Here is a 25,175-nt window from a genome sequence, read left to right as displayed (position 1 = left end):
GCAGGATGACTGCCGTGGACCAACTGCCCGATACCGAACATAGCGTCGTCAATTCGGACGGCACGGCGGCCAGCACCGTCGTAGCCGGATCCATGGCTACCTCAGCCAGCAGCATCGTGGCCGGCTCGACCGCCACCGTCGCCAGCACCGTAGTGGCTGGTTCGGCTGCCACGGTGGCCAGCGCCGGCGTCGTCGGCTCGGCAGCCACCGTCGCCAGTACCGGTGTGGCTGGTTCCGTGGCCACCGTGGCCAGCACCGCGGTGGCTGGAAGCATCGTCACTGCAATGTCTTTGGCGATCGCCGGCAGCATCGGTTGTGTGGCCTGCGCATTCTGCAAACGGTGTTTTGCCTGCTTTGGCTGCGTCGGGTGCACCGACTGCGTCGGCTGCGTGGGCTGCTTCAACTGCTCTGGTCTGCGCAACGCCGTCGGGCAGCGCAACGTGCACGCCGCCTAGCCAGTAGAGATCGCTGCCAGCCCTACCGGCTTGATGTCGCGACCTCAACGTTGGGCCGAGGTCAGATTTGCTGCCGACGATCCCGACGTCGACTGGCGGCGATGGTACCGATCAGGATTGCGTTACCGATGGCCAACCCGAGTAGCGCAGGAACGGTCATCGCCCAACCGGTGCCCTGCCCGGCAACCACACCCCAGCACAGCTTCCCGAGCGCCATGACGTTGAGGACTGCCAGACCCCACCACAACGACCGACGCCAGAACGCGGCGCAATATGCAGCCAGCGAAAACGGAACAAGCAGTGTCAGGAGGATCTTGGCGGTATCCCAATCCCCCGTCAGCCAGTCTCGCTCGAACGCTAGAAATTCTTCGACCCGCGGATCGGTGTCGGTCGGCGCGGGGAACCAGAACATGCTGGTGGCCAGGGCCGTCAGCGTGATGGCAATACCCGACCCGCTGCGCCGGTAGGCCAGCCAGGCCAGCGGAATGAGGAACAGCGGACGGATATACCAGCTGAGGACGTTGTGGTGGCGTTGCCACACCCAGTCACCCAGCTGGTCGAGCCCCGCACCGGCAACGACCGACCCCATCGATTGATGGTAAGGGGCGCCGCGACTTTGAGGACCGGCGAGCTATTGACGTTTCTGCAAGCCTCGCCTGGGTATGCGTCTGTGCGAACGAGGAGGTTCACACAATGCCTAACTGGGGTTGGATTCTCATCGCAGTGCTGGCTGTCGTTGCCGTCGTGGCGGTTATCGTCGCGGTCAGGGCAACAAGCAGCACTCGGAACAAAACGCAGAGACTGAAGGAACGCTTCGGTCCCGAGTATGAGCGTGTCGTCGCCGAGGCGGATGACCCAAGGGCCGCGGAAAGCGAACTCGAGGCGCGGGAACGAAACCGCGAGAAACTCGACATCGTCGCATTGGCGCCGGAGACCGCGGAGCACTACGCCGATCGATGGCGGGCCGTGCAGACATCGTTCATCGACAGTCCGTCCGACGCCGTCGGCGACGCCGATCGGCTGGTCAACGATGTCATGCGCGAACGCGGTTATCCCGTCGACGATTTCGACCAGCGCGCGGCGGATATCTCGGTTGACCACCCACAGGTCGTCGAGAGTTACCGCGCAGCGCACAACATCTATCTGTCGCAGGAGCACGGCGATATCAGCACGGAGGACCAGCGCGAAGCGTTCGTCCATTACCGGGCGCTCTTCGAGAAATTATTGGAAACCACGCAGGACGAGCCAAAGGAGGCACGCGCATGACCACTCATAACCAGCACCAGGAAGACCCCGAATTCACCAGCTCCCCTGCCGATTTCGCCGACAGAACCGGTAGCACCCCCCCGCCCGTGGCCGATCCGTCCGAAGGTCTGGCCCCGCGGCCAGGGGCCGACGACGGGCTCGCCAGCGATGCTGTCCGAAATGATCCGGTTCCTCACGAAGCGGTTGCCACCACCCCTGCCGCCGGCAACCCCGCACCCGCAGTTGATACCACCGACGAGGCGCTCTTCGCCGATCACGATCTCTCGGATCTGCGGTCGCGCTGGAACGACGTCCAGGCCACCTTCGTCGATGACCCCAGGCAATGCGTCCAGAAGGCCGACGGCCTGGTTTCCGACACCGTCGAGCAGTTGACCAGCAGCTTCTCCCACGCCCGGTCCCGGCTCGAAGAGCAGTGGGCGCGAGGCGAACAGGCGTCGACCGAGGATCTACGCCTGGCACTGAAGCGTTACCGCGATTTCTTCGACCGGTTGCTCGCCGTCTGACCGCACTCTCCTACGGTGCCCTACAGATAAGCCCAGGGCCCGGATGCGTGAGCATCCGGGCCCTGACCCCACTTCCGCGACAGTGGTGGCTTTTCTTTGTGGATTACTTGTGGTTCTGGTGGTGGTGATGAACCGCGGTGCCGGGCTGCGGGGTGTTGGTTTGGTGCGGGAAGGCCGGGTGGCTGATCGACGGCCCAGTGTTCGTCACCGAGGTGGCAGCGTGGCTGATGGTGGCGGTACCCAGGGCGATCATCACCGGGGCGGCGAGCAGAGCGGTGGCAGCTGCAATGCGGCGAGTAACGGCGTTCATGTGAATCTCCTTGTGCGAGTGGCTTTTTAAGTTTCTGGTCCGGTATGTTCCGGCGTTGAGATAACTATGTCGCACCCAGGCACCCCGACCTGTCACCCGACCGGCCCCTGCATGAGATGAACCACGTGTCCACCAATCGGTGGACAGCGCAGTGCTACGGGCTACGCTGCCGATAACCGGCGGGGAGGGGTAGTCAGATGACGGAGTTGGCGATCCGGCTGGCAGAGATCGTCGGGGCCAAGCACGTGTTGGTCGGTGACGCGATCCCGGATGACTACGGACACGACGAATCCCTCACCGCCACACCACAACGCCCTGCGTACGTGGCGAAGCCCGCCACCGCCGAAGAAGTCGCCGACCTGTTGAAAGCCGCAACGCAGTACCGGGTGCCCGTGACCGCCAGAGGCTCCGGCAGCGGTCTGTCCGGTGCGGCCCAACCGCGCGAGGGCGGGCTGGTGATCACCTTCGAGCGGATGAACGCAGTACTGGAGGTCGACGAGACCAATCAGGTCGCCGTGGTCCAACCCGGGGTGACGCTGGCCGAGCTGGATACCAGAACTGCCGCAGTCGGGCTGAGTTACACCGTCTACCCAGGAGAGCTGTCCGCCAGTGTCGGGGGCAACGTCGGGACAAATGCCGGCGGGATGCGCGCAGTCAAGTACGGCGTGACAAGGCACAACGTTCTCGGTCTGCAGGCGGTGCTGCCCAGCGGTGACATCATCCGGACTGGCGGCAAAATTGCGAAAGTCTCCAGCGGTTACGACCTCACCCAGCTGATCATCGGGTCCGAGGGCACATTGGCCCTGGCCACCGAAGTGATCGTCAAGTTGCACCCTCGGTTGGAATTCGGCGCCACCGTGCTGGCTCCGTTCAACAACCTCGACCAGATGATGCGGGCCGTGCCGAAAATTCTGGCCAGTGGGATCGGTCCCACCATCCTGGAGTACCTCGACACCATGACGATGGGCGCGATCGTCTCCAGTCAGCACATCGAACTCGGTGTACCTGACCATATTCGCGACACCTGCGAGGCCTACCTCATCGTCGCGCTCGACAGCCGCGATGCGGGCCGCCTCCAAGAGGACGCCGAGACCATCGGTGAGTTGCTGATCGGGCTGGGCGCTGCGGATATCTATGTGCTCGAAGGCAGCTCAGCCCGCAAGCTGATCGAGGCAAGGGAGAAGGCCTTCTGGGCCGCGAAGGCGCTCGGCGTCGACGACATCATCGATGTGGTCATCCCGCGCGCATCGATGCCCCAGTTCCTCGACGAGGCCCGCGGGTTTGCCTTGGCCGTCGGCGCCAACGTGCTCGGCTGCGGCCACGCCGGAGACGGCAACGTGCACCTCGGAGTCTTCTGCAAGGACCCGGATATCCGCAAAGACCTTCTCCTCGATATCTTTCGGTGCGCCATGGGATTTGGCGGTGCGATCTCCGGCGAACACGGTCTGGGTTGTAGCAAGGCAGACTATTTCCTGGAGCTGGAAGACCCCGTCAACATTGAGCTGATGCGCCGGATCAAACAGAGCTTCGACCCCGCCGGGATTCTGAACCCAGGGATTCTCTACAACCGCCCGTAGCGCTGCGCCCCTCAGCGAACCCATTCGGGCCCCGGTACGGTTGGCGCTGATTCATCCTCGAGAACCCCAGGAGACCAGGTTCGTGCCCCTCAACACCATCGCACTGGAGCTTGTGCCACCGAACGTCGAACTCGGGCACGACCACGCCCTGGACGAAGCGCGCAAAGTGCTGGAGTTCTCCAAGGGCGCCGGCCTTGACGGCCGCATCGGGCACGTGATGATCCCCGGGATGATCGAGGAGGACGGCGACCGCCCGCTCGAGATGAAGCCGAAGATGGATGTCTTGGACTTCTGGACGCTCATTAAGCCCAAACTGCCCGGGGTCAAGGGGCTATGTACCCAGGTCACGGCCTTCATGGACGAGCCTGCCCTGCGCCAGCGACTCGGCGATCTGGTCAGTGCCGACGTCGAGGGCATTGCGTTTGTCGGCGTGCCCCGCACCATGTCTGACGGCGAGGGCGGCGGCGTCGCCCCGACCGATGCGCTGTCGCTCTATGACCAGCTGGTCGCTAACCGCGGTGCGATCCTGATCCCGACCCGCGAGGGTGAGCAGGGCCGATTCACCTTCAAATGCAATCAGGGCGCGACCTACGGCATGACGCAGCTGTTGTACTCCGACGCCATCGTGGGATTCCTGCAGAACTTCGCCAAAACCAGCGAGCACCGGCCCGAAATCCTGCTGTCCTTCGGTTTCGTGCCGAAGGTGGAAACCCGGGTGGGGTTGATCAATTGGCTCATCCAGGATCCCGGCAACGCTGCCGTCGCCGCGGAACAGGATTTCGTCACCACCTTGGCGACCAGCGAACCGGCCAAGAAGCGCCAGCTCATCGTCGATTTATACAAGCGGGTCATCGACGGCGTCGCCGATCTGGGCTTCCCGCTCAGCATTCACTTCGAAGCCGCCTACGGCCTTTCCGCGCCGGCGTTCGACACCTTCGCCGAGCTGCTCGCCTACTGGTCCCCCGACACCGCCTGACCACCGAGGGTCGGTTCGCGATCCATCCGCTCGCGCAACCGGACGATCTCGTCGCGCAGCAGATCGATCTGCTCGACGGTGGCCGCCTGGTGCGCCACTTCCTCTTCGCTCACCCGCTGCACGATCCACGACGCCACCGTCGCGGTGATGACACCGATCAGGCTGATTCCGCCGAGCATCAGCATGACCGCGATGAGCCGACCCGCCAGCGTGGTAGGCGCCAGATCGCCGTAGCCGACGGAGGTGATCGTCGAGATCGACCACCACAGCGCGTCACCGAAATTATTGATCGGCGAACTGGGATCGGACCGCTCGGCCTCCAGAATGGCCAGCGACGCAACGTAAACCAGCAAGACAGCGCACGCCCCGGTGTATGCGATCACCCGGCCGCGGACCGCCTGCCCCATCGCGCGTTGCATGGCACCGAACAGCACGATCAACCGCAGCACCCGCAAGGGCCGCAGGAACGGTAACGCCACGACCGCCAGGTCCAGTAGGTGGTGGAAGAACCAACTGCGACGGTCAGAGGCCAGGGCCAAGCGCGCGACATAGTCGACGACGAACACCAGATAGAGCGCCAACATGATGCCGTTGGCCAGTTCGGCGCTGCGGCCGTGTGGCTGGGCCAGCACCCACACCGAGTAGTCGACGAGAAAAATCAGGGCGATAGTGGCCAACGGCCACTCGGTCATGGCCTCCCAGCGCTGAAGCCTCGTCGGCGGGGGGTGCGCGGTCTCTGGCATTGGTTCAGTGAACAGCTTCCCACAAACAATTGCCGGTCAGCGTGATGGAGAAGACGACGGGCAGCACCTCGACGTCCAGGGGTTGACCGGGTTCACCGGTGGTGATCTGCGGTGGACCGACCTCCCCCGCGCTGACGACCGCGGCCTGTTCGGCAGCACACAATGTGCCGGATTCCTGCGGGGACCCGATCCAGTGGCCGGAGAGGATTTGTGGATTGCGCATGCCTTGACCATGCAGCGTGAGCGCGGGCCCGTAGGAGAACCAGCGGTCGCTGGACGGATAGGGACTGGTGAACGCCGACCACTGATAGCGGCCCGCGACCGCAGTGCACTCCAGGAACGTCTTCTCTTTGGGCAACTCGGTGAGCGCGCCGGCCAGGGTCTCCAGGCAGGGCGCCCCGAGCTGGGGCTCAACGAGATCTGCGTGCGCGGCTGCGGGCGCGGCGAGCAATGCCGCCGCCAGCAACACCGTCACGGGCACTGCTCTGGTCTGCTTCATGCTCGACGTATCGTAGGCGCCGGCCTGCGCGCTACACCCGGCTCAGGTCAGTGCGCATCAAGGCCACGTTGTATTCGTTCCACTGCGACAGATTCCAGTACAGATACTGCGGATCCTCCGGAGTGCCGTCCGCCTTGCGCAGCAGCGTCGAGCCCGACCACGGATGGATCATCGGCGCGTACAGACCGGGGTACTGCGTCGATGTGGCCAGTGTCAGCGGTGCCGACCATGTGCCCTGCGGTGTCGTCGAGGTGCGCATGACGATGTTGTTGTTCTGATCGCCGTAGAGCATCACGTATTTCTTCAGATACGGGTTGTACTGCACCGACATCTCGCTGACGGACGGATATGTGGTGGTCTTCCCGAAACCGAAGAAGCCGGCGGTGGTGGTGCCCGGCAGGATCGGGGTGGCGGCCGACGGTTTGTTCGCCACCCATGACGACCCGTTCCAGTACTGGTATTTCGTTTGGTCGAGAATTTGGTACTGGTTCACCCGGGACACGTAGACCGTCCCACCACGCCCCGCGGGCGTGCCGTAGGAGTACACCCAGCCGGCGGCGGCGTCCGCGGTTCCTGCGGGCGGCTTGACGTACGCGCCTTGCTGGAAGTTCTGGTTGCCGGAGATGAAGGGCACCGTCGAGCGGCCTGTCGCGGCCGCCCGGATGGACGACCTCGGGACGACGGTCCAGTTCTGGCCGTTGTCATCGGAATAGATGACGCCCGAATAGTTGGTGGTCCAGCGGCCCGGCGTATCCCAGGACCGCACCGACATGAAGTTCACGTATTGCCTGGTGGCACCGTTCGCGCCCGCGCCGGGGACCGAGATGGCCGCGGTCGGAATGATGGTGACTTCCGAGCCCACGGCGTAGCCGTACTTGCCGATGATCTCCCGCGAGAAATTCGGGTTCGACATCGGTGACCCGCTGTAGGCGCCCGGATCGTGGATGATGCCGTCGGGCACGTACAACCCGTTGGACAGTACGGAATCGGCACTGCGCAGCAACACGTTGTTGCGCCACACCCCGGTCATCCCGGCGCCGCTGAACGTATCGCCGAACGCGATGAGAACCTGACGCTGTTCGACGATCGCAGTGGCGGGGTTATCGCCGGTGATCCCGTTGTCCCACATGAGTCCGACGTCGGTGCCGTTGATACCGAACCGACTCACGGTGTTGTTGATGCTGTTTGCGCCGGTCACCCACCCCACCCGTGTCGTGACGGGTGTGGTGACCGCCGCGGCAGCCAGCGGCGCGGCAGTGAATGTCGCGGCCGCCACGGGCGTAGCGGTCTGCGCGACCTCGCGTCGTGTCCCAAAAGCCATCAGCGCCAACGCTATCGGCGACTGCGCGGGACCCACCGGTGAGTTGGTGGCCGATGAGCCGAAGCCGAGGGCGGCGAGCACGCCCTGGACGACGGTGCGCACGGTGGTCGTAGCAGATGTGACCGTGGCGACCATCGGTGCACTCGCAGCGACCGGTAGCGCAGCGGCTGGGAGTGCCAGCGCCACCGAGCTGGGAACCACGCTTTGCGGGCTAGGTGGTGCCGCCGCCGCAGGCAGCTCCGCCTGCAGCGTGCTGGGCACCCGCCGTGGCACAGCAGGCGGAGCGGCTGTCACTGGCTTGGCGCTGGCAGGTGTGCTCTCGCTGACTGGGACAGCCTTGCCCGCTGGTGCTTTGCGGGCCGGTGCGGCAGTGGTCGGCACATCCACCACCGAGCGTCGTGGTGTCTGGGTCGGCGAAGGTGCCGAGGTCGTCGCCCGGCGCGAGCTCCGCGATGCCGGCTCACGCCTGGGCTGATCAGCCGCCGAGGATCCCGATGGCGAACCTCGTGAGGCTGATGAAGCACTGCCCGTCGATGACGATCCGGCGGTATCGGCCGATGCCACCCCGTGACTGGTGGCCATCGCGGCCCCGATACCCAGGGCGACGGCCAACCCCCCCACTCGTCCTATACATGCAGATGCGGGCACTGTTCCCCTCCAAGGAAAGCCCCCGTCATCGACCAATGACACTCCGACCGGGCCAACATGCATCCGATGAGAGACGACCATCTTCGCACTGCCGGGAGCATTGTGCGCACCTTTTGCACAAACCCCAGCAAATGACGCGACCGCGGCTGGCCCGGGGGGCGATCCCGGGTCGACTGGTCGAACAGCGGCCTTGCGCCCAGGGCAATAGCGCCAGAGCAATCTGGTCGCGCCTTTTCCCAGTGTGCGACTGGAGTGGTTAGAGTGAACGCAATGATGGGCGGCTGGTCTGCGATTCTCGTTTGCGGAGCCGAGCCACGATCTGACCGAAACGCTTCCGTTGGTACTTGCAGCGGCAATAATTGACGCGACCCACAACAGAGGATGACGACAAATGAGACCAGCTCTGGGCGCCGCCGCACAGGTAGGCCGAATCGGTGCACTGGCGGTAGCCCTCGGTGTCGGCGCGGCGATAGCCACCGGTCACGGGGTGGCGTCGGCCGATACCGGGAGCACCGGAACCTCGGCGAAGGACTCGTCGTCCGCGCCGTCGAAATCGGCCAGCACGTCGCCAGGTAAGCGCAAAGCCGCCAAGGCTTCGCCATCCACCGCCGCGGCCACGGGCTCGCAAACCACGGCGAGCAGTAGCAAGGCCAGTGCGACAACGACGACAACCACACTGGCAGAAACCAAGACAGCCACCGTCACTTCCGCTGTCGCGGCCACACCGCAACCCGCAGTATCTGCGGCGCCGGCCGTCGATCCCCCCGTCGCGCCGACCGAACCGCTGACCCTGTTGGCATTGGCAGCGGCCCGTCGCGAATTCGGCGTCACTCCCCTGGCCAAGACGACCACCAGCGCGACTGCCAAGGACGTCGTATCCACCTCAGCGGCATCCACGTCAGCGGTATCGACGCCGACGGTCACATCAGCGGCAGCCGTGACGACAGCCGCGGTCACGCCGTCCGTGCCGAGCAGCCTGCCCTCGAAGCCGGTCGGCTGGGTGACCGGCGTCAACAACCCCCAGCCCATCGGGGTCCTGACCCCCTACATCCCGCAGACCAACAACACGTCGGGTTTCAACATCTACGGCACCGACCTCGGCATCATGTGGGACAACATGCAGTCGGGTGACACGCACTACATCCTGACGGCGTTCGGGGACACCTTCAGCGGCCCGAATATGACCGGCGACTGGCGCTCCAACGTATTGCTGCTCAGCACTGATACCAAGCTGTACAACGGGCTGTCCCTGCTGCAGACCGGTCCCGCCTACCAGTTCATCCCGCGTTCGCCCAGCGCATTGGGCCTTGGCGGAACCGAGGTCACGATCATCCCGACCTCGGGTATCGCCGTGCTCGGCAACCAGTACGTCAACTACATGTCGGTGAAGTCGTGGGACACCCCGGGATCGTGGACCACCAACTACTCGGCGGTCTCGGTATACAACCCGATCACCGACAAGTGGGTGTTGGCGCCGTCGACCATCCGCTCGGCGGGCTGGTTCCGGTCATCGACGCCATACGTCGCCGGCAGCCAGAACTTCCAGCAGGCCGCGTACGTACTTCAGCCCGAAGACCAGGTCGGCGCCGACGGCGTCCGCTACCTGTACGCCTTCGGTACCCCGTCAGGCCGGCAGGGTTCGGCTTATCTGTCGCGGGTTGCCGAGGGTGACGTGACCGACCTGTCCCAGTACGAGTACTGGAATGGCAACACCAGCACCTGGGTCAAGGGCAACCCGGCGGTGGCCACCGCCGTCGTCGGCAGCCAGACCGACACCCGGCCGATCATCGGCACGTTCGTCGACATCGCCAACGACCCGAACTTCTTCGGCGGCGTGTTCGGCGGTCTGGTCGGCGCCAAGCAAGGCGGCAACGTCAGCGAGATGTCGGTGCAGTACAACGAGTACCTCGGCAAGTACGTGATGATGTACGGCGACGGCAACAACAACGTCCAGATGCGGATCGCCGACACCCCGGAAGGTACGTGGTCGGCTCCGATCACAGTCGCGACATCGCTGCAGTACCCCGGCCTGTACGCGCCGTTCATCCATCCCTGGTCCGGGACGGGCGAGCTGACCGACAGCACCGGCAACCCCGACGTCAGCAATCTGTACTGGAACATGTCGATCTGGGGCGACTACAACGTCGTGATGATGCAGACCGATCTGAGCTCGCTCAAGACCACCACCGTCTAAGCCCGCCCGGCTCCCGCCGAGATGCAGGAGTTGCCCGCCTCTACCAGGATGGCAGCATGCAGCGGCAGGGAGAAGGCCAGTGACCGATACGGCGATCAACGGGGCAGAGACGGTGCCCGGCCCGACCGGGCAGACCCGCAGCGGGATGACGGCAGAAGCGCTTCGTCAGGCGGTCGCCGATCACCTGCTGTATTCGATTGCGCGACCGGCGGCAGTGCTGACCGCCGAGCACTACTACCGAGCCCTGTCGCTGGCCGTGCGCGATCGCATGCAGCGACGCTGGATGGCCACCACCCAGGACTGGCTCGACCTCACCAACAAGGTGACGTGTTACCTGTCCGCCGAGTTTTTGATGGGCCCCCAGCTGGGCAACAACCTGCTGAACCTGCAGATCGAGGAACAGGTCCGCGAAGCCATGGCGATGCTCGGCCAGGACCTGGACGAGATCATCGCCGTCGAGCCCGAACCGGGCCTTGGCAACGGTGGCCTCGGCCGGCTCGCTGCTTGCTACCTGGATTCGATGGCCACGTTGGAGCGGCCGTCGATCGGCTACGGCATCCGCTACGAGTTCGGCATCTTCAAGCAAGAGATCCAGGACGGCTGGCAGGTCGAGAAGACCGATAACTGGCTGGTTCGGGGTAATCCCTGGGAGATCGACAAGCCGGACGCCAGCTACCTGGTCAACTGGGGCGGCCACACCGAGACCTACGAGGACGTCACCGGCAGGTTCCGGGTCCGGTGGATTCCCCAGCGTGTCCTCCAGGGCGTCTCCTACGACACCCCGGTGCAGGGCTACGGCGTCAACACCTGCAATACGTTGACGCTGTGGAGCGCGCGGGCCGTCGAATCGTTCGCCTTGGAAGCCTTCAACACCGGCGACTTCTACAAGGCCGTCGACGAGGAGGTCATCTCCGAGACGGTGTCCAAGGTGCTCTACCCCAACGACGAGCCCGAGGCCGGTAAGCGGCTGCGACTGCTGCAGCAGTACTTCTTCGTGACCTGCTCGCTGCAGGACATCCTGCGGATCCACACCGACCGGGCCAATCTTCCGCTGAGCGCGTTACCGCAGAAATGGGCGATCCAGCTCAACGACACCCACCCGTCGATCGCCGTCGCCGAGCTGATGCGGCTGTTGATCGACGACCATCAGATGAGCTGGGACGAGGCGTGGGACATCACGGTCTCCACGTTCGCCTACACCAATCACACGCTGCTGCCCGAGGCGCTGGAAACCTGGCCGCTGTCCATCTTCGGCGAGGCGCTGCCGCGGCACCTGGAGCTCATCTACGAAATCAACGACCGCTTCCTCGACGAGGTCCGCGCGAAGTTCCCCGACGACGAAGAACGCGTGTCACGGATGTCGCTGATCGGCGAGGGTGGCGGCAAGAGCGTACGGATGGCGCATCTGGCCACCGTCGGCAGCCACGCCGTCAACGGGGTGGCCGCTCTGCATTCGGAGCTGCTGAAAGCCAGTGTGCTCAAAGACTTCTACGAGCTGTGGCCGGAGAAGTTCGGCAATGTGACCAACGGTGTCACCCCGCGGCGGTTCCTGGCGCTGTCCAACCCGGGGCTGCGCGGACTGCTCGATGAGACCATCGGTGCCGGCTGGCTGACGGACCTGACCCGACTGCGCGGCCTCGAGTCCTATGCCGACGATCCGTCCTTCCGTGAACGTTGGCGGGAAGTCAAGCGCGCCAACAAGTCCCGCCTGGCTGAGTTCGTGCACTCGTCGACAGGTATCGAGCTGGATCCCACCTGGATGTTCGATGTCCAAGTCAAGCGCATCCACGAGTACAAGCGCCAGCACCTGATGGTGTTGCACATCATCGCCCTGTACAACAAGCTCAAGAACAATCCCGGCATGTCAATCCCGCAGCGCGCCTTCATCTTCGGCGGGAAGGCCGCGCCGGGTTATTTCATGGCCAAGCGGATCATCAAGATGATCAACGCCGTTGGCGAAACCGTGAACGCCGATCCCGATGTCAATCGGTGCATGAAGGTGGTGTTCCTGCCGAACTTCAACGTCAAGAGCGCCCATCTGGTGTATCCGGCGGCCAACCTCTCCGAGCAGATCTCCACCGCCGGTAAAGAGGCCTCCGGTACCGGGAACATGAAGTTCATGATCAACGGTGCGCTGACGATCGGCACCCTCGACGGCGCAAATGTCGAAATCCGCGAGGAGGCCGGTCCGGAAAACTTCTTCCTGTTCGGTCTGACCGAGGATCAGGTCGAGCGGGTCAAGGCTGAGGGATACCGGCCCGCGACCTTCGTCGAGAACGACCCCGAACTGGCCGACGTGCTGCAGCTCATCGCCGAGGGCCGGTTCACCCATGGCGACACCGAGATTCTGCGTCCGGTGCTGGATTCGCTGCTCTACCACGACCCGTTCCTGGCCCTGGCCGACTACCGCGCGTATGTGGACTGTCAAGCGAAGGTCAGCGCGGCCTGGGAGAACGGGGACACCTGGTCGCATATGTCGATTCTGAACACGGCGCGCAGCGGGAAATTCTCGTCAGACCGGGCCATCGCGGAGTACTGCGACGATATCTGGAAGGTCTGGCCCATGGAGGTAGACGTATAGCGCAGTGACCGAGGCCGAGTGTTGGCCACGCCGCACACTCGGCCTCGAGCGTTAGCCCAGCCGGACACTCGATTTGTCACCGGCCGTTCGGCGATCGTCGAATTCTTGGCCCTCGATGAGCATTTCATTGGCCTAGCGAAAGCGGCGCGTCCGGACCGTCATGGACACGTGACCTCGATCTCGAACGGCTTGCTGATCGGTGCATTGGCGTTGTCGGTACCGGTCGCGGTGCCGGTGACCGTATAGGTACTGCCGTCCTTGCTGGCGGAGGCCTCGTTACCGGGGACACCCTCGGTGTACGACAGCACCAAACCGTTGTCCATGATCGGCAGCCCGACGTTGTGGACCACAGAACCATCAGGCTCCAGCCCAACGATGAAACCGGTTCCCAGATCGCCGACCGCGATCGAGAATTTACCGTCGGTCGTGGAACACACCACTGCACCTGCGGCATTCGCCGGTTGGCCGTCGATGGTCAGTGTGGCGGGTCCGGCCTGCGCTGCATCCGCCGATGTCGGTGCCGCAGGAGAGCTGCTGGTGTCGGACGCCGAGGAGGTGGCTGCCGTAGATGCTCTGTCACTAGTGCTGCAACCGACGACCGCCAGCAGCAGCGCCAAACCGGCCATGGAGATCCCTGCGGCAGCGCGGTCGCGAAAAGTCATGCTGGAGAGCTACTTCGGCAGAGCCGCGAGTCCGGTCTTGGTCGCGTCCTGCTGCATGACGCCGACAGTCTCGACGAAATCGGTCGGCACCGGATTGAGATCGCCTTCGGCGCTGTCGAACTCCAGCGTCACGATGGCGTTCTGCTCGGTGAACACCAGCACAGTCACGGCCTTCTTACCGTCGGGCGACGTTCCGGCGATGATCTGAGCATCGGGGCTGATGATGGTCGACGGTGTCGGTGTGCCCGTCACCGCACTGCCAAGGCCCTCGATGGTCTTCGCCAGGATCTTCCCGGCCTGCTCCGGGTTATCGGCGATGAGGACGGTATCGCCGATCAGCGCGGTGTTGTCTTCGGTGTGGTAGAGCGCAGCCGCGCCGGGAACACCGTTCGGATTCAGCTGGGGCGCATCCTGAATGAAGGGACCGGTGGGGCCGGGCGGAACGGCCTCCGGCTTCATCAGCAGTGAGCTGTAGTCCGCGGCCGCGGCGGCGGGAGTTGATGCTTCGCTCGACTCGGCGCTGGTCGTCGTCTCAGCGGCCGACGAAGACGCCGACGACGATGACGTCGTCGACTTTTCTTCATCCTTGCTGCAGCCGGCGAGGACCAATCCTAGGGCCAGACCCGCGACGGCTACGCTTGCGGCCGCTCGCTTGTGGGGAACGTTCATGGCGACGTGCTCCTAGTTTCTCGTGGCTGCAATTCATGCACATCCGTACACGAAATGTGGACGCGGTTTCAAAAAGAAGCACCCGCGACTCAGAGGTTTACCGCAAACGGACAAGGCCGTCAATTGTTGCAAATGCAAACAAATTGCGAACGGGTTCGCGAACGACATCTGCGCCGCGCCGAATTACGGCACGGCACATGCGTCAGCAACCCCCCTATCCGCCAATTTCCGGCAGTCCCTGTTGGATCGCGTCGAGCTGAATGACACCGACCGAGTCCAGATAATCAGGTGACACAGCGTCACCGGGCTTGCCCATGAACATCAGCGTCACCACAGTGTTCTCCTCGCTGAACACCAGGACTGACATCGATGCCGTGCCGTCCTTCGACGTGCCGTTGACCACCTTCGCGTCAGTGGTGACGTTGGGCGCGGGTGCGGGCGCGCCACCGACGATCTCGGACGTTGTCGCGTCGGCGGTGGCCTTGGCGTACTCGGTGGCGGTCGCCGCATCAGGGAGAACGTCGATGGAGCTCATGATGGAGTTGTCTCCAGACTTGTACGTCTGCCGCACATCCGGAGCGCCACCGGCCTTGGTGTGGTCCTCCGGCGGCTCACCGACGAACGGTCCTGCGGGGGTGGGCGGGATGCTCTCCGCTTTCATCAGGAGCGGGAAGTAGGCGGCGGGCGCCGCAACCGACCCCGGAGCCGCACTGGCCTCGGCGCTGGTCTCCGGAGCTGAGGTCTCCGCCGACGATGTCGCCGCTGACGTGCTAGCCGCCGAGGAGGTTTCGCTGGAGGAATCACCGCTCTTGCCGCAGCCGGCCACCAATAAGGCCACCGCCAGAGCCGCGGCGGCACAACCCGCCGCGGTCCGATTGCCGGAGTAGGTCATCCGAGCTCAGGGAGAGCCTGGGCAATGGCGGCCTGCTGAACCTTGCCCACCGATTCCACATAGTCGGTCGGGACGGGGTTGAGATCACCTGGCGCGCTGTCGAAAAGGATCACCACAGCGGTGTTCTCCTCGGTGAACATCAGAGCCGTCATGGCCTTCGATTTGTCGGTCGACGTCCCGGCCACGACTGTCGCATCAGGTGCGACCGAGGGCAACGGGGTGCTGGCGCCGGTGATCGTCGAGGTGACCTTGCCCGTCACGTCCGCGAGCGCCTTGGCGGCCGCCTCCGGATCGGCAGCGATCAGGATCGACGAGTTGATCGTGTTGGGGCCCGACTTGTAGTTCTGCTCGACGTCCGGCGGCTCACTGGTGTTGACCTTGGGCGCATCGGCGGTGAACGGTCCATCCGGCGTGGCGGGAACATCTTCGGGCTTCATCAACAGCGATGCGTAGTCCGGCTGACCGGCCGCCTCCGAGGACGGTGCGTCGCTGGTGGCGCTGCTGGTCGCCGCGGCCGCGGACGAGGTGGCCGAACTCGCCGATGAGCTCGTCGACGAATCGGCGGACTTGTCGTCCTTACTGCAACCGGCAACCACCAAACCCAACGCCATACCGGCGATGGCAAATCTGAGCGCTACCCGTTGGTGCGAACCATTCATGACAACCATGACGAATTTGTCCCCTTTGAGATGCCGACATTCTGGGCAGAATTCACAGTAAAGCAGCGGCTTCGTCAATTTCGGTGGTTCATGATTTATTCGCCCGCCAAATGGTGCGATCAGACCCGCACCGATACGGGCCCCACTTTCCAGATGTCATCGCAGTACTCCGTGATCGCGCGGTCGGAGGAGAACTTCCCACTGCGGGCCGTGTTGAGGATCGACATCCGCGTCCAGCGCTCCTGATCCAGCCACGCCTGGCTGACCTGGCCCTGGCAATCGACATAGGCCCGGTAGTCGGCCATAACCAGGAAGGGATCGTCGTAGCGCAGGTTGTCCACCACCGGCTTGAAGACCTCGGTGTCACCGTGGGAGAACGCGCCGTCCGCGATCAGGTCGAGGACCACGCTCAGTTCGGCGTCGCGCTCGATGTAGTCCGCCGGTCGGTAACGGTCTCGTTTGACCTGTTCCACCTCCGACTCGGTCAGACCGAACAGGAAGAAGTTCTCGGCGCCGACTTCCTCGCGCATCTCTACGTTCGCCCCGTCGAGGGTGCCGATCGTCAGTGCACCGTTGAGCATGAATTTCATATTGCCGGTGCCCGAGGCCTCTTTCCCTGCCGTCGAGATCTGCTCCGACAGGTTGGCGGCCGGATAGATCAGCGCGGCGTTCTGCACGCTGAAGTTCGGGATGAAGCCCACCTTGAGGAACTGGTTGACCGCGGGGTCAGCGTTCACAGTCTCCCCAACAGCGTTGATCAACTTGATGATTCGCTTAGCCATGAAGTAGCCGGGCGCAGCCTTACCGCCGAAGATGAACGACCGCTGGGGAATCTCCAGCCCGGGGTTGCTCTTGAGTCGGTGATACAGCGCGACGATGTGCAGCACGGACAGGTGCTGCCGCTTGTACTCGTGGATGCGCTTGACCTGGATGTCGAACAACGAGTTCGGATTCAGCTCGATCCCGGTGCTCGACGACACGAACTGCGCCAGCCGCGTCTTGTTGGCGACCTTGACATCGCGCCACTGCCGACGGAAGTCGGCGTCGTCGACGAACGCCTCCAACCCGCGCAGGCGCTGGAGGTCGGTCAGCCACCCCTCTCCGATGCTGCGATCCAGCAGCCCGCGCAGACCGGGATTCGACAGGGCGAGGAACCGGCGGGGCGTCACACCGTTGGTCTTGTTGGAGAAGCGTTCCGGCCACATCTCGTAGAAGTCCTTGAGTGTGCTGGACTTCAGCAGGTCGGAATGCAGCGCTGCCACCCCGTTGATCGCGTGGCTGCCGACGGTGGCCAGGTGCGCCATCCGGACGGTCTTTCCGCCGTCCTCGCCGATCAGCGACATCCTGCGCAGGCGATCGGTGTCGCCGGGGAACTTGTCCATCACCTCGTCGAGGAAGCGGCGGTTGATCTCGTAGATGATCTCCAGGTGCCGGGGCAACGACTCCCCGAACATCTCCAGGGGCCACTTCTCCAGAGCCTCCGGCAGCAACGTGTGGTTGGTGTAGCCGAAGGTGGCGACGGTGATCGCCCAGGCCTCATCCCAGCCGAGCCGACGCTCGTCAACCAGCAGCCGCATCAGCTCGGCGACGCCGATCGACGGGTGGGTGTCATTGAGCTGCAACGCAAAGCGGTCAGGGAGCTGAAAGACGGAGAGATCAGCCAAATCATCGACGATATGCAGTACATGCTGCAAGGAGCACGACACGAAGAAGTACTGCTGTAACAGCCGGAGTCGCTTGCCGGCTTCCGGCTCGTCGTTGGGATACAGCACCTTGGTCACGGTTTCGGAGGTGACTTCGTCCTCGACCGCTTTGTAATAGTCGCCGGTGTTGAAGGCGTCCAACGCAAATGACTCGACGGCCCGCGCACTCCACAACGTCAGCACGTTGCAGGTGTGTACACCGTATCCCTGGATCGGGGTGTCATAGGCGACGCCCTTGATCACCCGGCCGGGGACCCACCTGACCCGGTCGACGCCGTTCTCGTCGAGGTAGTGCTGGGCGAAGCCACCCCAGTAGACGAGGTAGTTCACGTCGGGTTTCGGTATCTCCCAGGGGTTTCCGTTGACCAGCCAGTTGTCGGTCTTCTCGACCTGCCACCCGTCGTGCAGTTCCTGCTTGAAGATGCCGAACTCGTAGCGGATGCCGTAGCCGATCGCTGGCCGCTCGAGGGTGGCCAGCGAGTCCAGATAGCACGCGGCGAGCCGCCCGAGACCACCGTTGCCCAGACCCGGCTCGACCTCGCAGGCCAGCACGGTGTCGAGGTCCTGGCCCAACTCGGCCAGCGCGAGGCGGGCTTCACTTTCGATGTCGAGGTTGAGCAGGTTGTTACCGAGCTGCGGACCCATCAGGAATTCGGCCGACAGGTAGCAGGTCACCTTTGCGCCTGCGTCGAGAGAGGTCTGCGTCGACGCCGAGCGGTTGTCCTGCATGCGATCCCGGACGGCCAGCGACAAGGCCTGGTAGTAGTGCTCGGGACGCAATGCGGCGGCGGGGCGCCCGATCGAGTAACGCAGATGGTTGGCGACCGCCTGGCGCAGGTCGCCGACGGTGCGCTGTACGACTGGCTGTGAAATGACGTCGGTCATCGTGATCTCTCCCTGAAGTGAGCCCTGCCTGTCGTCCGGCACCGTACGGCGCCGAGGTGAACGTCGGCCCACTAACGGGCAACGTTGCGCGGACAGCTCGCCGCGACGGTATGTTCCCCCCGTGCCTACGAGCGTTCTCGCCACTGCCGCACTGCTTGTCATGTTCCCGATCGCGGCAGGCATTATCGGGTCGTTCGTCGCTGTCCGGCGAACACCGCCGGCATCGTTGGTGGCCGGCGTACAGCATCTGGCCGCCGGCGTGGTGATGGCCGCCGTCGCGGTCGAGGTATTGCCCGATCTGCGCGAACGCGGACCGTTGTGGCTGGTTGTTATCGGATTCTCTTGCGGTGTAACACTTCTGGTCGTTCTTGAGCGTTTCGAAGGTGAGGAGCCCGAGGCAGGCGGAGTGGTACCGGTGTCCTTCCTCATCGTGCTGGGCGTCGACCTGTTCATCGATGGGCTGCTGGTCGGCGCTGGTGCAGTGGTGTCCACCAGCACCGCGGTCCTGGTGACCATCGCGCTGACACTTGAGGTGTTGTTCCTCGGTGTGGCCACCTCATTGCAACTGACCACCGCAGGCGTGGCCAGGACCCGCGCCGCCCTGATCACCAGCAGCCTCACCGTGCTGATCGGTATCGGCGCACTACTCGGCGCGCTGGTCCTGCCCCACGCCGGCTCCGGCACCCTGACCGTGGTGCTGGCCCTGGCCGCGGCGGCACTGCTCTGGCTCGTCGTCGAGGAGCTCCTCGTCGAGGCGCACGAGACACCACATCGGCCCTGGATGGCGGTGATGTTCTTCGTCGGATTCCTGACGATCTACTGCCTCGACGTTTTAGCGTGACTGTCTTAGCCTGACAGCGATGGCCGCAGCGGCGCTGAGCCGCTTTCCGAACGATTGCGCGCCGCTATACTTCCCCCACTTCTGATCGTCGACCAATGCGCGCAACGGGGGCCGCCATGCTCGGATTCCACCTGCGCGAACCCGACAGCCACACCGCGCGGCTTCGTCAGGATTCGTTGCAGGCCGCGCTGCGCGTGCTGCTGATTGCCTTCATCTCGGCCACGTTGTTACTCATCCCGCCCACCGTCGACGTCGAGGTGTGCTTCGCGATTCTGGCCGCATACGTGGTGATCGCGGCAACGTGGGGGATGTGGGCATTTCGCCGGACCGGACCCGCGAGTGTGTCCACGCGGGAATCCATCACGCTGCTGACCATCGGCTGTGATGTCGCGGTCATCTCGGTGCTGACGGTCCTGACCGGCTGGTCCTCGCCGGAAAGCTGGACTTCCAATGTGCTGCGGATCGGGCTTTTCCTGATCCCGTTGATCGCGGCGGCGCAACTCGATCCCTTCATCAGCGCGATCGTGGCCATCCCCACCCTGGGCGCCTACCTTGCCGTGGCCTTGATAACGCGAACCGAAAACGTCGAACCGTGGAATTCGATCCTGCTCAATGCGGTGGTCCTGGTGGGCCTGGCCTGCGGGGCTGTCGCATTGTCGATCATTCAGCGGGCCAAAGAGGAGGTCATCGGAAACCTGGCGCTGCAGCGGACACATCTGTTGGAGGAACTCGTCGGCCTGGAGAAACGCGAGCGCCAGGCGTTGTCCGAACGCCTCCATGACGGCGCGCTGCAATACGTCCTCGTCGCGCGCGGCGATCTTGAAGAGGTCGAAACGGCGTCCACCGTTGAAATCGCCCGGGTGAACTCGGCGCTGACCGAGTGTGCCAAACTACTGCGCGATGTGGTGCGTGAGCTGCATCCGGAGGTGCTGTCGCGGTCTGGTCTCAAGGCGGCGATTGCCGCACTGGCCGATAGCATCGCCGCCCGCAACGAACTTGCCGTCGAACTCGACGCAGACACCTGGCCGGACGATCAACGAAGTGATGCCGACTATGTGCTTTACGGTGCGGCGCGGGAGATTTCGACCAATGTGATCAAGCACGCGCACGCCGACACCATCAAATTCGATCTGGAGCGCGCGGACGGGACGGCTGTGCTGCGAATCGCCGATGACGGTATCGGCATCAGCGATGACGCCCTGGAACGCAGTGTGGCCAACGGCCATATCGGGATGGCCTCGACCCGCGCGCGGATCCTGGCCTGCGGTGGGCGCTTCGACATCCGCAAGAAATCTCCTGGTACCGAAATCGAGATTTCCTTACCACTGCAGTGAGCCGCCATACACTCGACAGATATCAGTCGTACCTGGCTCAAAGAGGAGCGTTAACCCATGTCGATCATCGAGGCGGACACCGAGACAAGCGCGAACCCCTACGACGACGATGTCGCCGCCACCCAGCGGTACATCGACAGTCCGCGCTTTGACGGGATTGTTCGGCTGTACACGGCCCGCCAGGTGGTCGAACAGCGCGGCACAATACCGACCGAGTACACCGTGGCGCGCGACGCCGCCGCCGCGTTTTACGCTCGGCTGCGCGAACTGTTTGCCGAGCACAAGAGCATCACCACCTTCGGCCCCTACTCCCCCGGTCAGGCCGTGACGATCAAGCGGACCGGAATCGAGGGCATTTACCTTGGCGGCTGGGCCACCTCGGCGAAGGGCTCGATCAGCGAGGATCCCGGCCCGGACCTGGCCAGCTACCCCCTGAGTCAGGTACCGGAGGAAGCCGCCGGTCTGGTGCGGGCGTTGCTGACCGCCGATCGCAACCAGCAGTATCTGCGCCTGAAGATGACCGATGCCCAACGCGCCGCCACGCCTGCGACAGACTTCCGGCCGTTCATCATCGCCGACGCGGACACCGGACACGGCGGAGATCCGCACGTGCGCAACCTGATCCGCCGCTTCGTCGAAGCGGGCGTGCCGGGGTATCACATCGAGGATCAACGGCCAGGCACCAAGAAGTGCGGTCATCAGGGCGGCAAAGTCCTGGTGCCGTCGGATGAGCAGATCAAGCGTCTCAACACCGCCCGCTTCCAGCTCGACATCATGCGGGTGCCCGGCATCATCGTGGCGCGCACCGACGCAGAGGCGGCGAACCTGATCGACAGCCGCGCCGACGAGCGTGATCAACCGTTCCTGCTCGGCGTGACCAATCTGAAGGTGCCCCCGTACAAGTCCTGTTACCTGGCGATGATGCGGAGCTTCTACAACCTGGGTGTCACCGAGATCCGTGGGCACCTGCTCTATGCGATTCCCGACGGCGAGTACGTCACCGCGGACGCATGGCTGGACCGTCATGGCATCGCCAGCGCTGTCGCCGACGCTGCGGCAACGTGGCGCTCGGGCAGCGAGTCGTCGATCGACGACCTGTTCGACCGGGTCGAGTCCCAGTTCGTGGACGCCTGGCAGGCCGAGGCCGGTCTGGAAACCTACGGCGAGGCCGTGGCCGAACTGCTGGCCTTCCGCGAACGCGAGGGCGAGCCACTCGATCTGAAGGTCGATGAGTGGCGGCAGTTCGCCGAGAATGCGTCGCTGTATGCCGCCAGGGAGAAGGCCAGGGAACTGGGCGTCGACGTCCCGTGGGATTGCGAACGGGCGAAAACCCCCGAGGGTTACTACCAGGTCCGCGGCGGTATTCCCTATGCCATCGCAAAGTCGCTGGCCGCAGCACCTTTCGCCGATATCCTCTGGATGGAGACCAAGACCGCGGACCTCGCCGATGCGCGGCAGTTCGCCAGGGCCATCCACGCGGTGTATCCGGACAAGATGTTGGCCTACAACCTGTCGCCTTCGTTCAACTGGGACACCACCGGGATGACTGACGACGAGATGCGAGCCTTCCCCGAGGAAATCGGCAAGATGGGCTTCGTCTTCAACTTCATGACCTACGGCGGTCACCAGATCGACGGGGTGGCGGCCGAAGAGTTCGCCACGGCACTCGTTCAGGACGGCATGCTGGCGCTGGCCCGGTTGCAGCGCAAGATGCGCCTGGTCGAATCGCCCTACCGCACACCACAAACGCTCGTCGGTGGACCGCGAAGCGATGCCGCGTTGGCCGCGTCGTCGGGACGCACGGCGACCACGAAGTCCATGGGTAAGGGTTCCACCCAGCACCAACATCTCGTGCAAACCGAGGTGCCCAAGAAGTTGTTGGAGGAATGGTTGGCGTTGTGGAGCGAGCACTACCAGCTCGACGAGACGCTGCGGGTGCAGCTGCGGCCCCGCCGGGCCGGCGGCGAAGTGCTCGAACTCGGTATTTACGGCGTCAGGGACGGCGGCGGTGACGACAAAGAAGAGGAACTGGTCGCCAATGTCCTGGTCGACCCCATCAAGGACCGGCACGGCCGCAGCATCCTGACGGTCCGAGATCAGAACACCTTCGCCGAGAAGCTGCGTAAGAAGCGGCTGATGACGCTGGTGCACCTCTGGTTGGTGCACCGCTTCAAGGCCGAGGCGGTCTACTACGTCACGCCCACCGAGGACAACATCTATCAGACCGAAAAGATGAAATCCCACGGCATTTTCAGCAACGTGCATGAGGATGTCGGCGAGATCGTCGTCGCCGATGTCAACCAGCCGCGGATCGACGAGCTGCTGGCACCCGACCGCGCGGCGCTGCAGCGGCTGATCCGCAAGGAAGACTAACCATCAGCCGACGGCGCCACATTGTCCGACTGGCGTTGTTCGCCGCGTTCCTGCTCGGATTGTTCTATGTCGTTGCGGTGACCCGTGTCATCAATATCGACGATGTGCGGAACACCGTCGCGGCAACGGGGCCTGCCGCTCCACTGACGTATGTAGTGCTATCTGCGGTTCTCGGTGCACTTTTCGTGCCTGGCCCGATTCTGGCCGCGGGTAGTGGGGTGCTGTTCGGCCCGGTGCTCGGCACGTTCGTGACGCTCTGTTCGGCCATGGGCACCGCGATGATCGCCAGTCTGCTGGGGCGACGGGCCGGTCGCGAGAGCGCCCGCGCGCTGCTCGGCCAGGAGCGGGCCGACAAGATCGACGCGCAGATCCAGAGGCGCGGCCTGTGGGCGGTGGTCGGTCAGCGCTTCATCCCCGGCATCTCCGATGCGCTGGCCTCCTACACGTTCGGGGCCTTTGGAGTTCCGTTGTGGCAGATGGCCATCGGCTCGTTCATCGGTTCTGCACCGCGGGCATTCGTCTATACCGCGCTGGGCGCCTCGATCGGGGATCTATCGGCGCCGCTGGCCTATGCGGCGATCGCCGTGTGGTGCGTGACAGCCGTCATCGGGGCGTTCGCCGCGCATCGCGGTTATCGACACTGGCGTGGGCGAAAAAGCGGCCAACCTGCCAACGAGGCCGACTAGTTCTCTCGAGGTGCTATGGCCGAGTTCACCGTCAGGGTCGCGCATGGCTGTGGTTTTCCACGGATCCACAACCATCCACAGCCGTCATGGTGAACTCGGCCATAGCACCGCCAAACATATTGGTCGCCTGGCTAGCGCGAGTGTCCGTTGGTACCGGCGTTGACGGACATGTTTGCGCCAGCATCATCGCCGACCGCCTCAAAGGCCTTACCGCGTTCCTCGGCCTCGGCGCTGCCGGTGAACAGCCCCGACTCGGCCTTGGCTCGTCGTGTCGGACGGCCCGATCGCACAGTGTGGCTGCGCGGCGCCGCCTGCTCGGTCCGGATATGCGGCATCGCTGCGGGACATTCACGTTGCAGCCAGTCGATGATGCCCTCGCGCACCTCGCAGCGTAAGTCGAAGAGGGCGGCCGCATTTGGCGCGCTCACCAGCATGCGGACCCGCACGTAGCCGCCGACGGCGTCGGTCACCTGCAGGATGCCGACCCGGCCGTCCCACAGCTCGCTGCGCGCCAAGATCCGGGCCAACTCGGCACGCATATCGTCGAAGGGCACCGTGAAGTCGACGTCGAGTTCGGTGGTGCCCAGCAATTCGGTCGCATTGCGGGTCCAGTTCTGGAACGGTTTCGCGGTGAAGTAGGTGGTCGGCAGCACGAGGCGGCGTTGATCCCAGAGCTGGACCACAACATAGGTCAGGGTGATCTCCTCGATCCGCCCCCATTCCTCCTCCAGGACCACCACATCACCCACGCGGATGGCATCGGAGAAGGCGATCTGCATTCCCGCGAACACCGACCCCAGGGAGGTCTGCGCGGCCAGGCCGGCGACCACCGACAACACCCCCGCGGACGCAAAGAGGGTGGCGCCGATATTGGCGAACGAAGGGAACGTCATCAACGCAGCGGCGGCGCCGAGCAGCACCACGACGGCGATCACCAGCCTGCGCAGCGTGGTGATCTGCGTGCGGGCCCGTCGCTGGTGGCGGTCGGCATCGGTCATCTCGGCGTCGCCGCCACCGAATCGCGAGATCATCCGACGCTCGACGACCTTCACGAAACCGGCGACCAGCCAGGTGATGGCGCCGATCAGCGCGATGACGAGGACATGGTCAAACCAGCCACGCCAGCTGGCCGACGGGTCCGAGGTGCGCCGTACTGCGGCGGTGGCGGCGAGCACCACCAGTGTCGCGCGCACCGGCATCCGGGTCAGCGCCGCGACGTCGCTGAGCACGTGACTACGCCTGCCGATGCGGGCCAGTAACCACGACACCGCTGTTCCGATGACGAAGGCGACGACCACGGCGCCGACCACCCATGCTGCGGTGACCGCGAAGTTTGTGGCGTTTTCCAACTGAGTTTCTTCGGGCATTAAAAAGATCAGCTCCGGAGATTGGGGTCAG

At 64.2% G+C, this 25,175-nt stretch carries 23 protein-coding genes; 12 read left to right on the top strand and 11 right to left on the bottom strand.

The window, feature by feature from the left end:
* The first annotated feature begins 5 nt into the window (after positions 1-5).
* Positions 6-455, top strand: coding sequence for a hypothetical protein (locus ADBZ9O_RS14650; RefSeq protein WP_526532401.1), 450 nt, complete (start codon positions 6-8; stop codon positions 453-455).
* A gap of 61 nt (positions 456-516) precedes the next feature.
* On the opposite strand, the gene ADBZ9O_RS14645 is transcribed toward ADBZ9O_RS14650, so the two are convergent.
* Positions 517-1,044, bottom strand: a complete 528-nt coding sequence (locus ADBZ9O_RS14645; protein WP_526532399.1) for a hypothetical protein — start codon at positions 1,042-1,044, stop codon at positions 517-519.
* Between the two features lie 104 nt (positions 1,045-1,148).
* On the opposite strand from ADBZ9O_RS14645, the gene ADBZ9O_RS14640 reads away from it, so the two are divergent.
* Both ADBZ9O_RS14640 and ADBZ9O_RS14635 read left to right on the top strand, forming a co-directional pair.
* Complete coding sequence (locus ADBZ9O_RS14640) at positions 1,149-1,721, top strand: hypothetical protein (protein ID WP_526532397.1); 573 nt, start codon at positions 1,149-1,151, stop codon at positions 1,719-1,721.
* The gene (locus ADBZ9O_RS14635; RefSeq protein WP_526532395.1) at positions 1,718-2,224 is read left to right on the top strand and encodes a hypothetical protein; all 507 of its coding nucleotides are present in this window, start codon (positions 1,718-1,720) and stop codon (positions 2,222-2,224) included. Before ADBZ9O_RS14640 ends, ADBZ9O_RS14635 begins: the two co-directional genes overlap by 4 nt.
* A 103-nt stretch (positions 2,225-2,327) precedes the next feature.
* Here the strand turns inward: ADBZ9O_RS14635 and ADBZ9O_RS14630 are convergent, their stop codons facing one another.
* Positions 2,328-2,534 carry a hypothetical protein gene (locus tag ADBZ9O_RS14630; protein WP_526532393.1) on the bottom strand — a complete coding sequence of 69 codons (207 nt, stop codon included), beginning with the start codon at positions 2,532-2,534 and terminating at the stop codon, positions 2,328-2,330.
* Positions 2,535-2,731: 197 nt separating this feature from the next.
* Here ADBZ9O_RS14630 and ADBZ9O_RS14625 point away from each other — a divergent pair, with 197 nt between their 5' ends.
* Together ADBZ9O_RS14625 and ADBZ9O_RS14620 are read left to right on the top strand one after the other, a co-directional pair.
* Positions 2,732-4,111 (top strand): FAD-binding oxidoreductase, encoded by a 1,380-nt coding sequence (locus tag ADBZ9O_RS14625; protein WP_526532391.1) that lies wholly within the window; start codon positions 2,732-2,734, stop codon positions 4,109-4,111.
* 82 nt (positions 4,112-4,193) lie between these two features.
* The gene (locus tag ADBZ9O_RS14620) at positions 4,194-5,087 is read left to right on the top strand and encodes a mycobacterial-type methylenetetrahydrofolate reductase (RefSeq protein WP_526532389.1); all 894 of its coding nucleotides are present in this window, start codon (positions 4,194-4,196) and stop codon (positions 5,085-5,087) included.
* Here ADBZ9O_RS14620 and ADBZ9O_RS14615 read toward each other — a convergent pair.
* Genes ADBZ9O_RS14615 through ADBZ9O_RS14605 form a run of 3 tightly spaced genes read right to left on the bottom strand, consistent with a single transcriptional unit; the run spans position 5,063 to position 7,785 of the window.
* Entirely contained in the window at positions 5,063-5,830 is a 768-nt protein-coding gene (locus ADBZ9O_RS14615; protein ID WP_526532387.1) for an ion channel, read from the bottom strand. The two genes, ADBZ9O_RS14620 and ADBZ9O_RS14615, sit on opposite strands and share 25 nt — an antisense overlap.
* Positions 5,831-5,834: 4 nt before the next feature.
* Positions 5,835-6,329 (bottom strand): hypothetical protein, encoded by a 495-nt coding sequence (locus ADBZ9O_RS14610; protein WP_526532385.1) that lies wholly within the window; start codon positions 6,327-6,329, stop codon positions 5,835-5,837.
* A 31-nt stretch (positions 6,330-6,360) separates the two neighbouring features.
* Positions 6,361-7,785, bottom strand: coding sequence for a DUF4185 domain-containing protein (locus ADBZ9O_RS14605; protein WP_526532383.1), 1,425 nt, complete (start codon positions 7,783-7,785; stop codon positions 6,361-6,363).
* On the opposite strand from ADBZ9O_RS14605, the gene ADBZ9O_RS14600 reads away from it, so the two are divergent.
* From ADBZ9O_RS14600 to ADBZ9O_RS14590, 3 genes are all read left to right on the top strand, one after another.
* Complete coding sequence (locus ADBZ9O_RS14600) at positions 7,775-8,125, top strand: hypothetical protein (protein WP_526532381.1); 351 nt, start codon at positions 7,775-7,777, stop codon at positions 8,123-8,125. The genes ADBZ9O_RS14605 and ADBZ9O_RS14600 overlap by 11 nt on opposite strands.
* Before the next feature lie 564 nt (positions 8,126-8,689).
* The gene (locus tag ADBZ9O_RS14595) at positions 8,690-10,492 is read left to right on the top strand and encodes a DUF4185 domain-containing protein (protein ID WP_526532379.1); all 1,803 of its coding nucleotides are present in this window, start codon (positions 8,690-8,692) and stop codon (positions 10,490-10,492) included.
* Between the two features lie 145 nt (positions 10,493-10,637).
* Positions 10,638-13,073, top strand: a complete 2,436-nt coding sequence (locus tag ADBZ9O_RS14590) for a glycogen/starch/alpha-glucan phosphorylase (RefSeq protein WP_526533166.1) — start codon at positions 10,638-10,640, stop codon at positions 13,071-13,073.
* Positions 13,074-13,231: 158 nt separating this feature from the next.
* Here ADBZ9O_RS14590 and ADBZ9O_RS14585 read toward each other — a convergent pair whose 3' ends face one another.
* The 5 genes from ADBZ9O_RS14585 to ADBZ9O_RS14565 form a co-directional block, all read right to left on the bottom strand.
* Entirely contained in the window at positions 13,232-13,735 is a 504-nt protein-coding gene (locus tag ADBZ9O_RS14585; protein ID WP_526532377.1) for a lipoprotein LpqH, read from the bottom strand.
* A 9-nt stretch (positions 13,736-13,744) separates the two neighbouring features.
* Entirely contained in the window at positions 13,745-14,404 is a 660-nt protein-coding gene (locus ADBZ9O_RS14580) for a hypothetical protein (RefSeq protein WP_526532375.1), read from the bottom strand.
* A 214-nt stretch (positions 14,405-14,618) separates the two neighbouring features.
* Positions 14,619-15,296 carry a hypothetical protein gene (locus ADBZ9O_RS14575; protein ID WP_526532373.1) on the bottom strand — a complete coding sequence of 226 codons (678 nt, stop codon included), beginning with the start codon at positions 15,294-15,296 and terminating at the stop codon, positions 14,619-14,621.
* Positions 15,293-15,964 carry a hypothetical protein gene (locus tag ADBZ9O_RS14570; RefSeq protein WP_526532371.1) on the bottom strand — a complete coding sequence of 224 codons (672 nt, stop codon included), beginning with the start codon at positions 15,962-15,964 and terminating at the stop codon, positions 15,293-15,295. The genes ADBZ9O_RS14575 and ADBZ9O_RS14570 overlap by 4 nt, the downstream gene beginning before the upstream one ends.
* A gap of 110 nt (positions 15,965-16,074) precedes the next feature.
* Positions 16,075-18,543, bottom strand: coding sequence for a glycogen/starch/alpha-glucan phosphorylase (locus ADBZ9O_RS14565; RefSeq protein ID WP_526532369.1), 2,469 nt, complete (start codon positions 18,541-18,543; stop codon positions 16,075-16,077).
* 160 nt (positions 18,544-18,703) lie between these two features.
* On the opposite strand from ADBZ9O_RS14565, the gene ADBZ9O_RS14560 reads away from it, so the two are divergent.
* The 4 genes from ADBZ9O_RS14560 to ADBZ9O_RS14545 all read left to right on the top strand — a co-directional run bounded on the left by ADBZ9O_RS14560 (position 18,704) and on the right by ADBZ9O_RS14545 (position 23,777).
* Positions 18,704-19,384 carry a ZIP family metal transporter gene (locus tag ADBZ9O_RS14560; RefSeq protein ID WP_526533164.1) on the top strand — a complete coding sequence of 227 codons (681 nt, stop codon included), beginning with the start codon at positions 18,704-18,706 and terminating at the stop codon, positions 19,382-19,384.
* 95 nt (positions 19,385-19,479) lie between these two features.
* Positions 19,480-20,718 carry a sensor histidine kinase gene (locus ADBZ9O_RS14555; protein ID WP_526532367.1) on the top strand — a complete coding sequence of 413 codons (1,239 nt, stop codon included), beginning with the start codon at positions 19,480-19,482 and terminating at the stop codon, positions 20,716-20,718.
* 57 nt (positions 20,719-20,775) lie between these two features.
* Positions 20,776-23,091 carry an isocitrate lyase ICL2 gene (aceA, locus tag ADBZ9O_RS14550; RefSeq protein WP_526532365.1) on the top strand — a complete coding sequence of 772 codons (2,316 nt, stop codon included), beginning with the start codon at positions 20,776-20,778 and terminating at the stop codon, positions 23,089-23,091.
* A 2-nt stretch (positions 23,092-23,093) separates the two neighbouring features.
* The gene (locus tag ADBZ9O_RS14545; RefSeq protein ID WP_526533162.1) at positions 23,094-23,777 is read left to right on the top strand and encodes a TVP38/TMEM64 family protein; all 684 of its coding nucleotides are present in this window, start codon (positions 23,094-23,096) and stop codon (positions 23,775-23,777) included.
* Between the two features lie 131 nt (positions 23,778-23,908).
* Here the strand turns inward: ADBZ9O_RS14545 and ADBZ9O_RS14540 are convergent, their stop codons facing one another.
* The gene (locus ADBZ9O_RS14540; RefSeq protein ID WP_526532363.1) at positions 23,909-25,144 is read right to left on the bottom strand and encodes a mechanosensitive ion channel family protein; all 1,236 of its coding nucleotides are present in this window, start codon (positions 25,142-25,144) and stop codon (positions 23,909-23,911) included.
* Between the last annotated feature and the right edge of the window lie 31 nt (positions 25,145-25,175).

Source organism: Mycobacterium sp. (genome assembly GCF_965229105.1).
Classification (GTDB): Bacteria; Actinomycetota; Actinomycetes; order Mycobacteriales; family Mycobacteriaceae; genus Mycobacterium.
This window is presented reverse-complemented; position numbering and strand designations above follow the sequence as displayed.

What these genes read in the sequence shown, in the direction of transcription:
- ADBZ9O_RS14650 (WP_526532401.1), top strand. Translation starts at nt 6, where the DNA reads ATGACTGCCGTGGACCAACTGCCCGATACCGAACATAGCGTCGTCAAT.
- ADBZ9O_RS14645 (WP_526532399.1), bottom strand. Translation starts at nt 1,044, where the DNA reads ATGGGGTCGGTCGTTGCCGGTGCGGGGCTCGACCAGCTGGGTGACTGG.
- ADBZ9O_RS14640 (WP_526532397.1), top strand. Translation starts at nt 1,149, where the DNA reads ATGCCTAACTGGGGTTGGATTCTCATCGCAGTGCTGGCTGTCGTTGCC.
- ADBZ9O_RS14635 (WP_526532395.1), top strand. Translation starts at nt 1,718, where the DNA reads ATGACCACTCATAACCAGCACCAGGAAGACCCCGAATTCACCAGCTCC.
- ADBZ9O_RS14630 (WP_526532393.1), bottom strand. Translation starts at nt 2,534, where the DNA reads ATGAACGCCGTTACTCGCCGCATTGCAGCTGCCACCGCTCTGCTCGCC.
- ADBZ9O_RS14625 (WP_526532391.1), top strand. Translation starts at nt 2,732, where the DNA reads ATGACGGAGTTGGCGATCCGGCTGGCAGAGATCGTCGGGGCCAAGCAC.
- ADBZ9O_RS14615 (WP_526532387.1), bottom strand. Translation starts at nt 5,830, where the DNA reads ATGCCAGAGACCGCGCACCCCCCGCCGACGAGGCTTCAGCGCTGGGAG.
- ADBZ9O_RS14610 (WP_526532385.1), bottom strand. Translation starts at nt 6,329, where the DNA reads ATGAAGCAGACCAGAGCAGTGCCCGTGACGGTGTTGCTGGCGGCGGCA.
- ADBZ9O_RS14605 (WP_526532383.1), bottom strand. Translation starts at nt 7,785, where the DNA reads ATGGTCGCCACGGTCACATCTGCTACGACCACCGTGCGCACCGTCGTC.
- ADBZ9O_RS14595 (WP_526532379.1), top strand. Translation starts at nt 8,690, where the DNA reads ATGAGACCAGCTCTGGGCGCCGCCGCACAGGTAGGCCGAATCGGTGCA.
- ADBZ9O_RS14590 (WP_526533166.1), top strand. Translation starts at nt 10,638, where the DNA reads ATGACGGCAGAAGCGCTTCGTCAGGCGGTCGCCGATCACCTGCTGTAT.
- ADBZ9O_RS14585 (WP_526532377.1), bottom strand. Translation starts at nt 13,735, where the DNA reads ATGACTTTTCGCGACCGCGCTGCCGCAGGGATCTCCATGGCCGGTTTG.
- ADBZ9O_RS14580 (WP_526532375.1), bottom strand. Translation starts at nt 14,404, where the DNA reads ATGAACGTTCCCCACAAGCGAGCGGCCGCAAGCGTAGCCGTCGCGGGT.
- ADBZ9O_RS14575 (WP_526532373.1), bottom strand. Translation starts at nt 15,296, where the DNA reads ATGACCTACTCCGGCAATCGGACCGCGGCGGGTTGTGCCGCCGCGGCT.
- ADBZ9O_RS14570 (WP_526532371.1), bottom strand. Translation starts at nt 15,964, where the DNA reads ATGGTTGTCATGAATGGTTCGCACCAACGGGTAGCGCTCAGATTTGCC.
- ADBZ9O_RS14565 (WP_526532369.1), bottom strand. Translation starts at nt 18,543, where the DNA reads ATGACCGACGTCATTTCACAGCCAGTCGTACAGCGCACCGTCGGCGAC.
- ADBZ9O_RS14560 (WP_526533164.1), top strand. Translation starts at nt 18,704, where the DNA reads ATGTTCCCGATCGCGGCAGGCATTATCGGGTCGTTCGTCGCTGTCCGG.
- ADBZ9O_RS14555 (WP_526532367.1), top strand. Translation starts at nt 19,480, where the DNA reads ATGCGCGCAACGGGGGCCGCCATGCTCGGATTCCACCTGCGCGAACCC.
- aceA (WP_526532365.1), top strand. Translation starts at nt 20,776, where the DNA reads ATGTCGATCATCGAGGCGGACACCGAGACAAGCGCGAACCCCTACGAC.
- ADBZ9O_RS14540 (WP_526532363.1), bottom strand. Translation starts at nt 25,144, where the DNA reads ATGCCCGAAGAAACTCAGTTGGAAAACGCCACAAACTTCGCGGTCACC.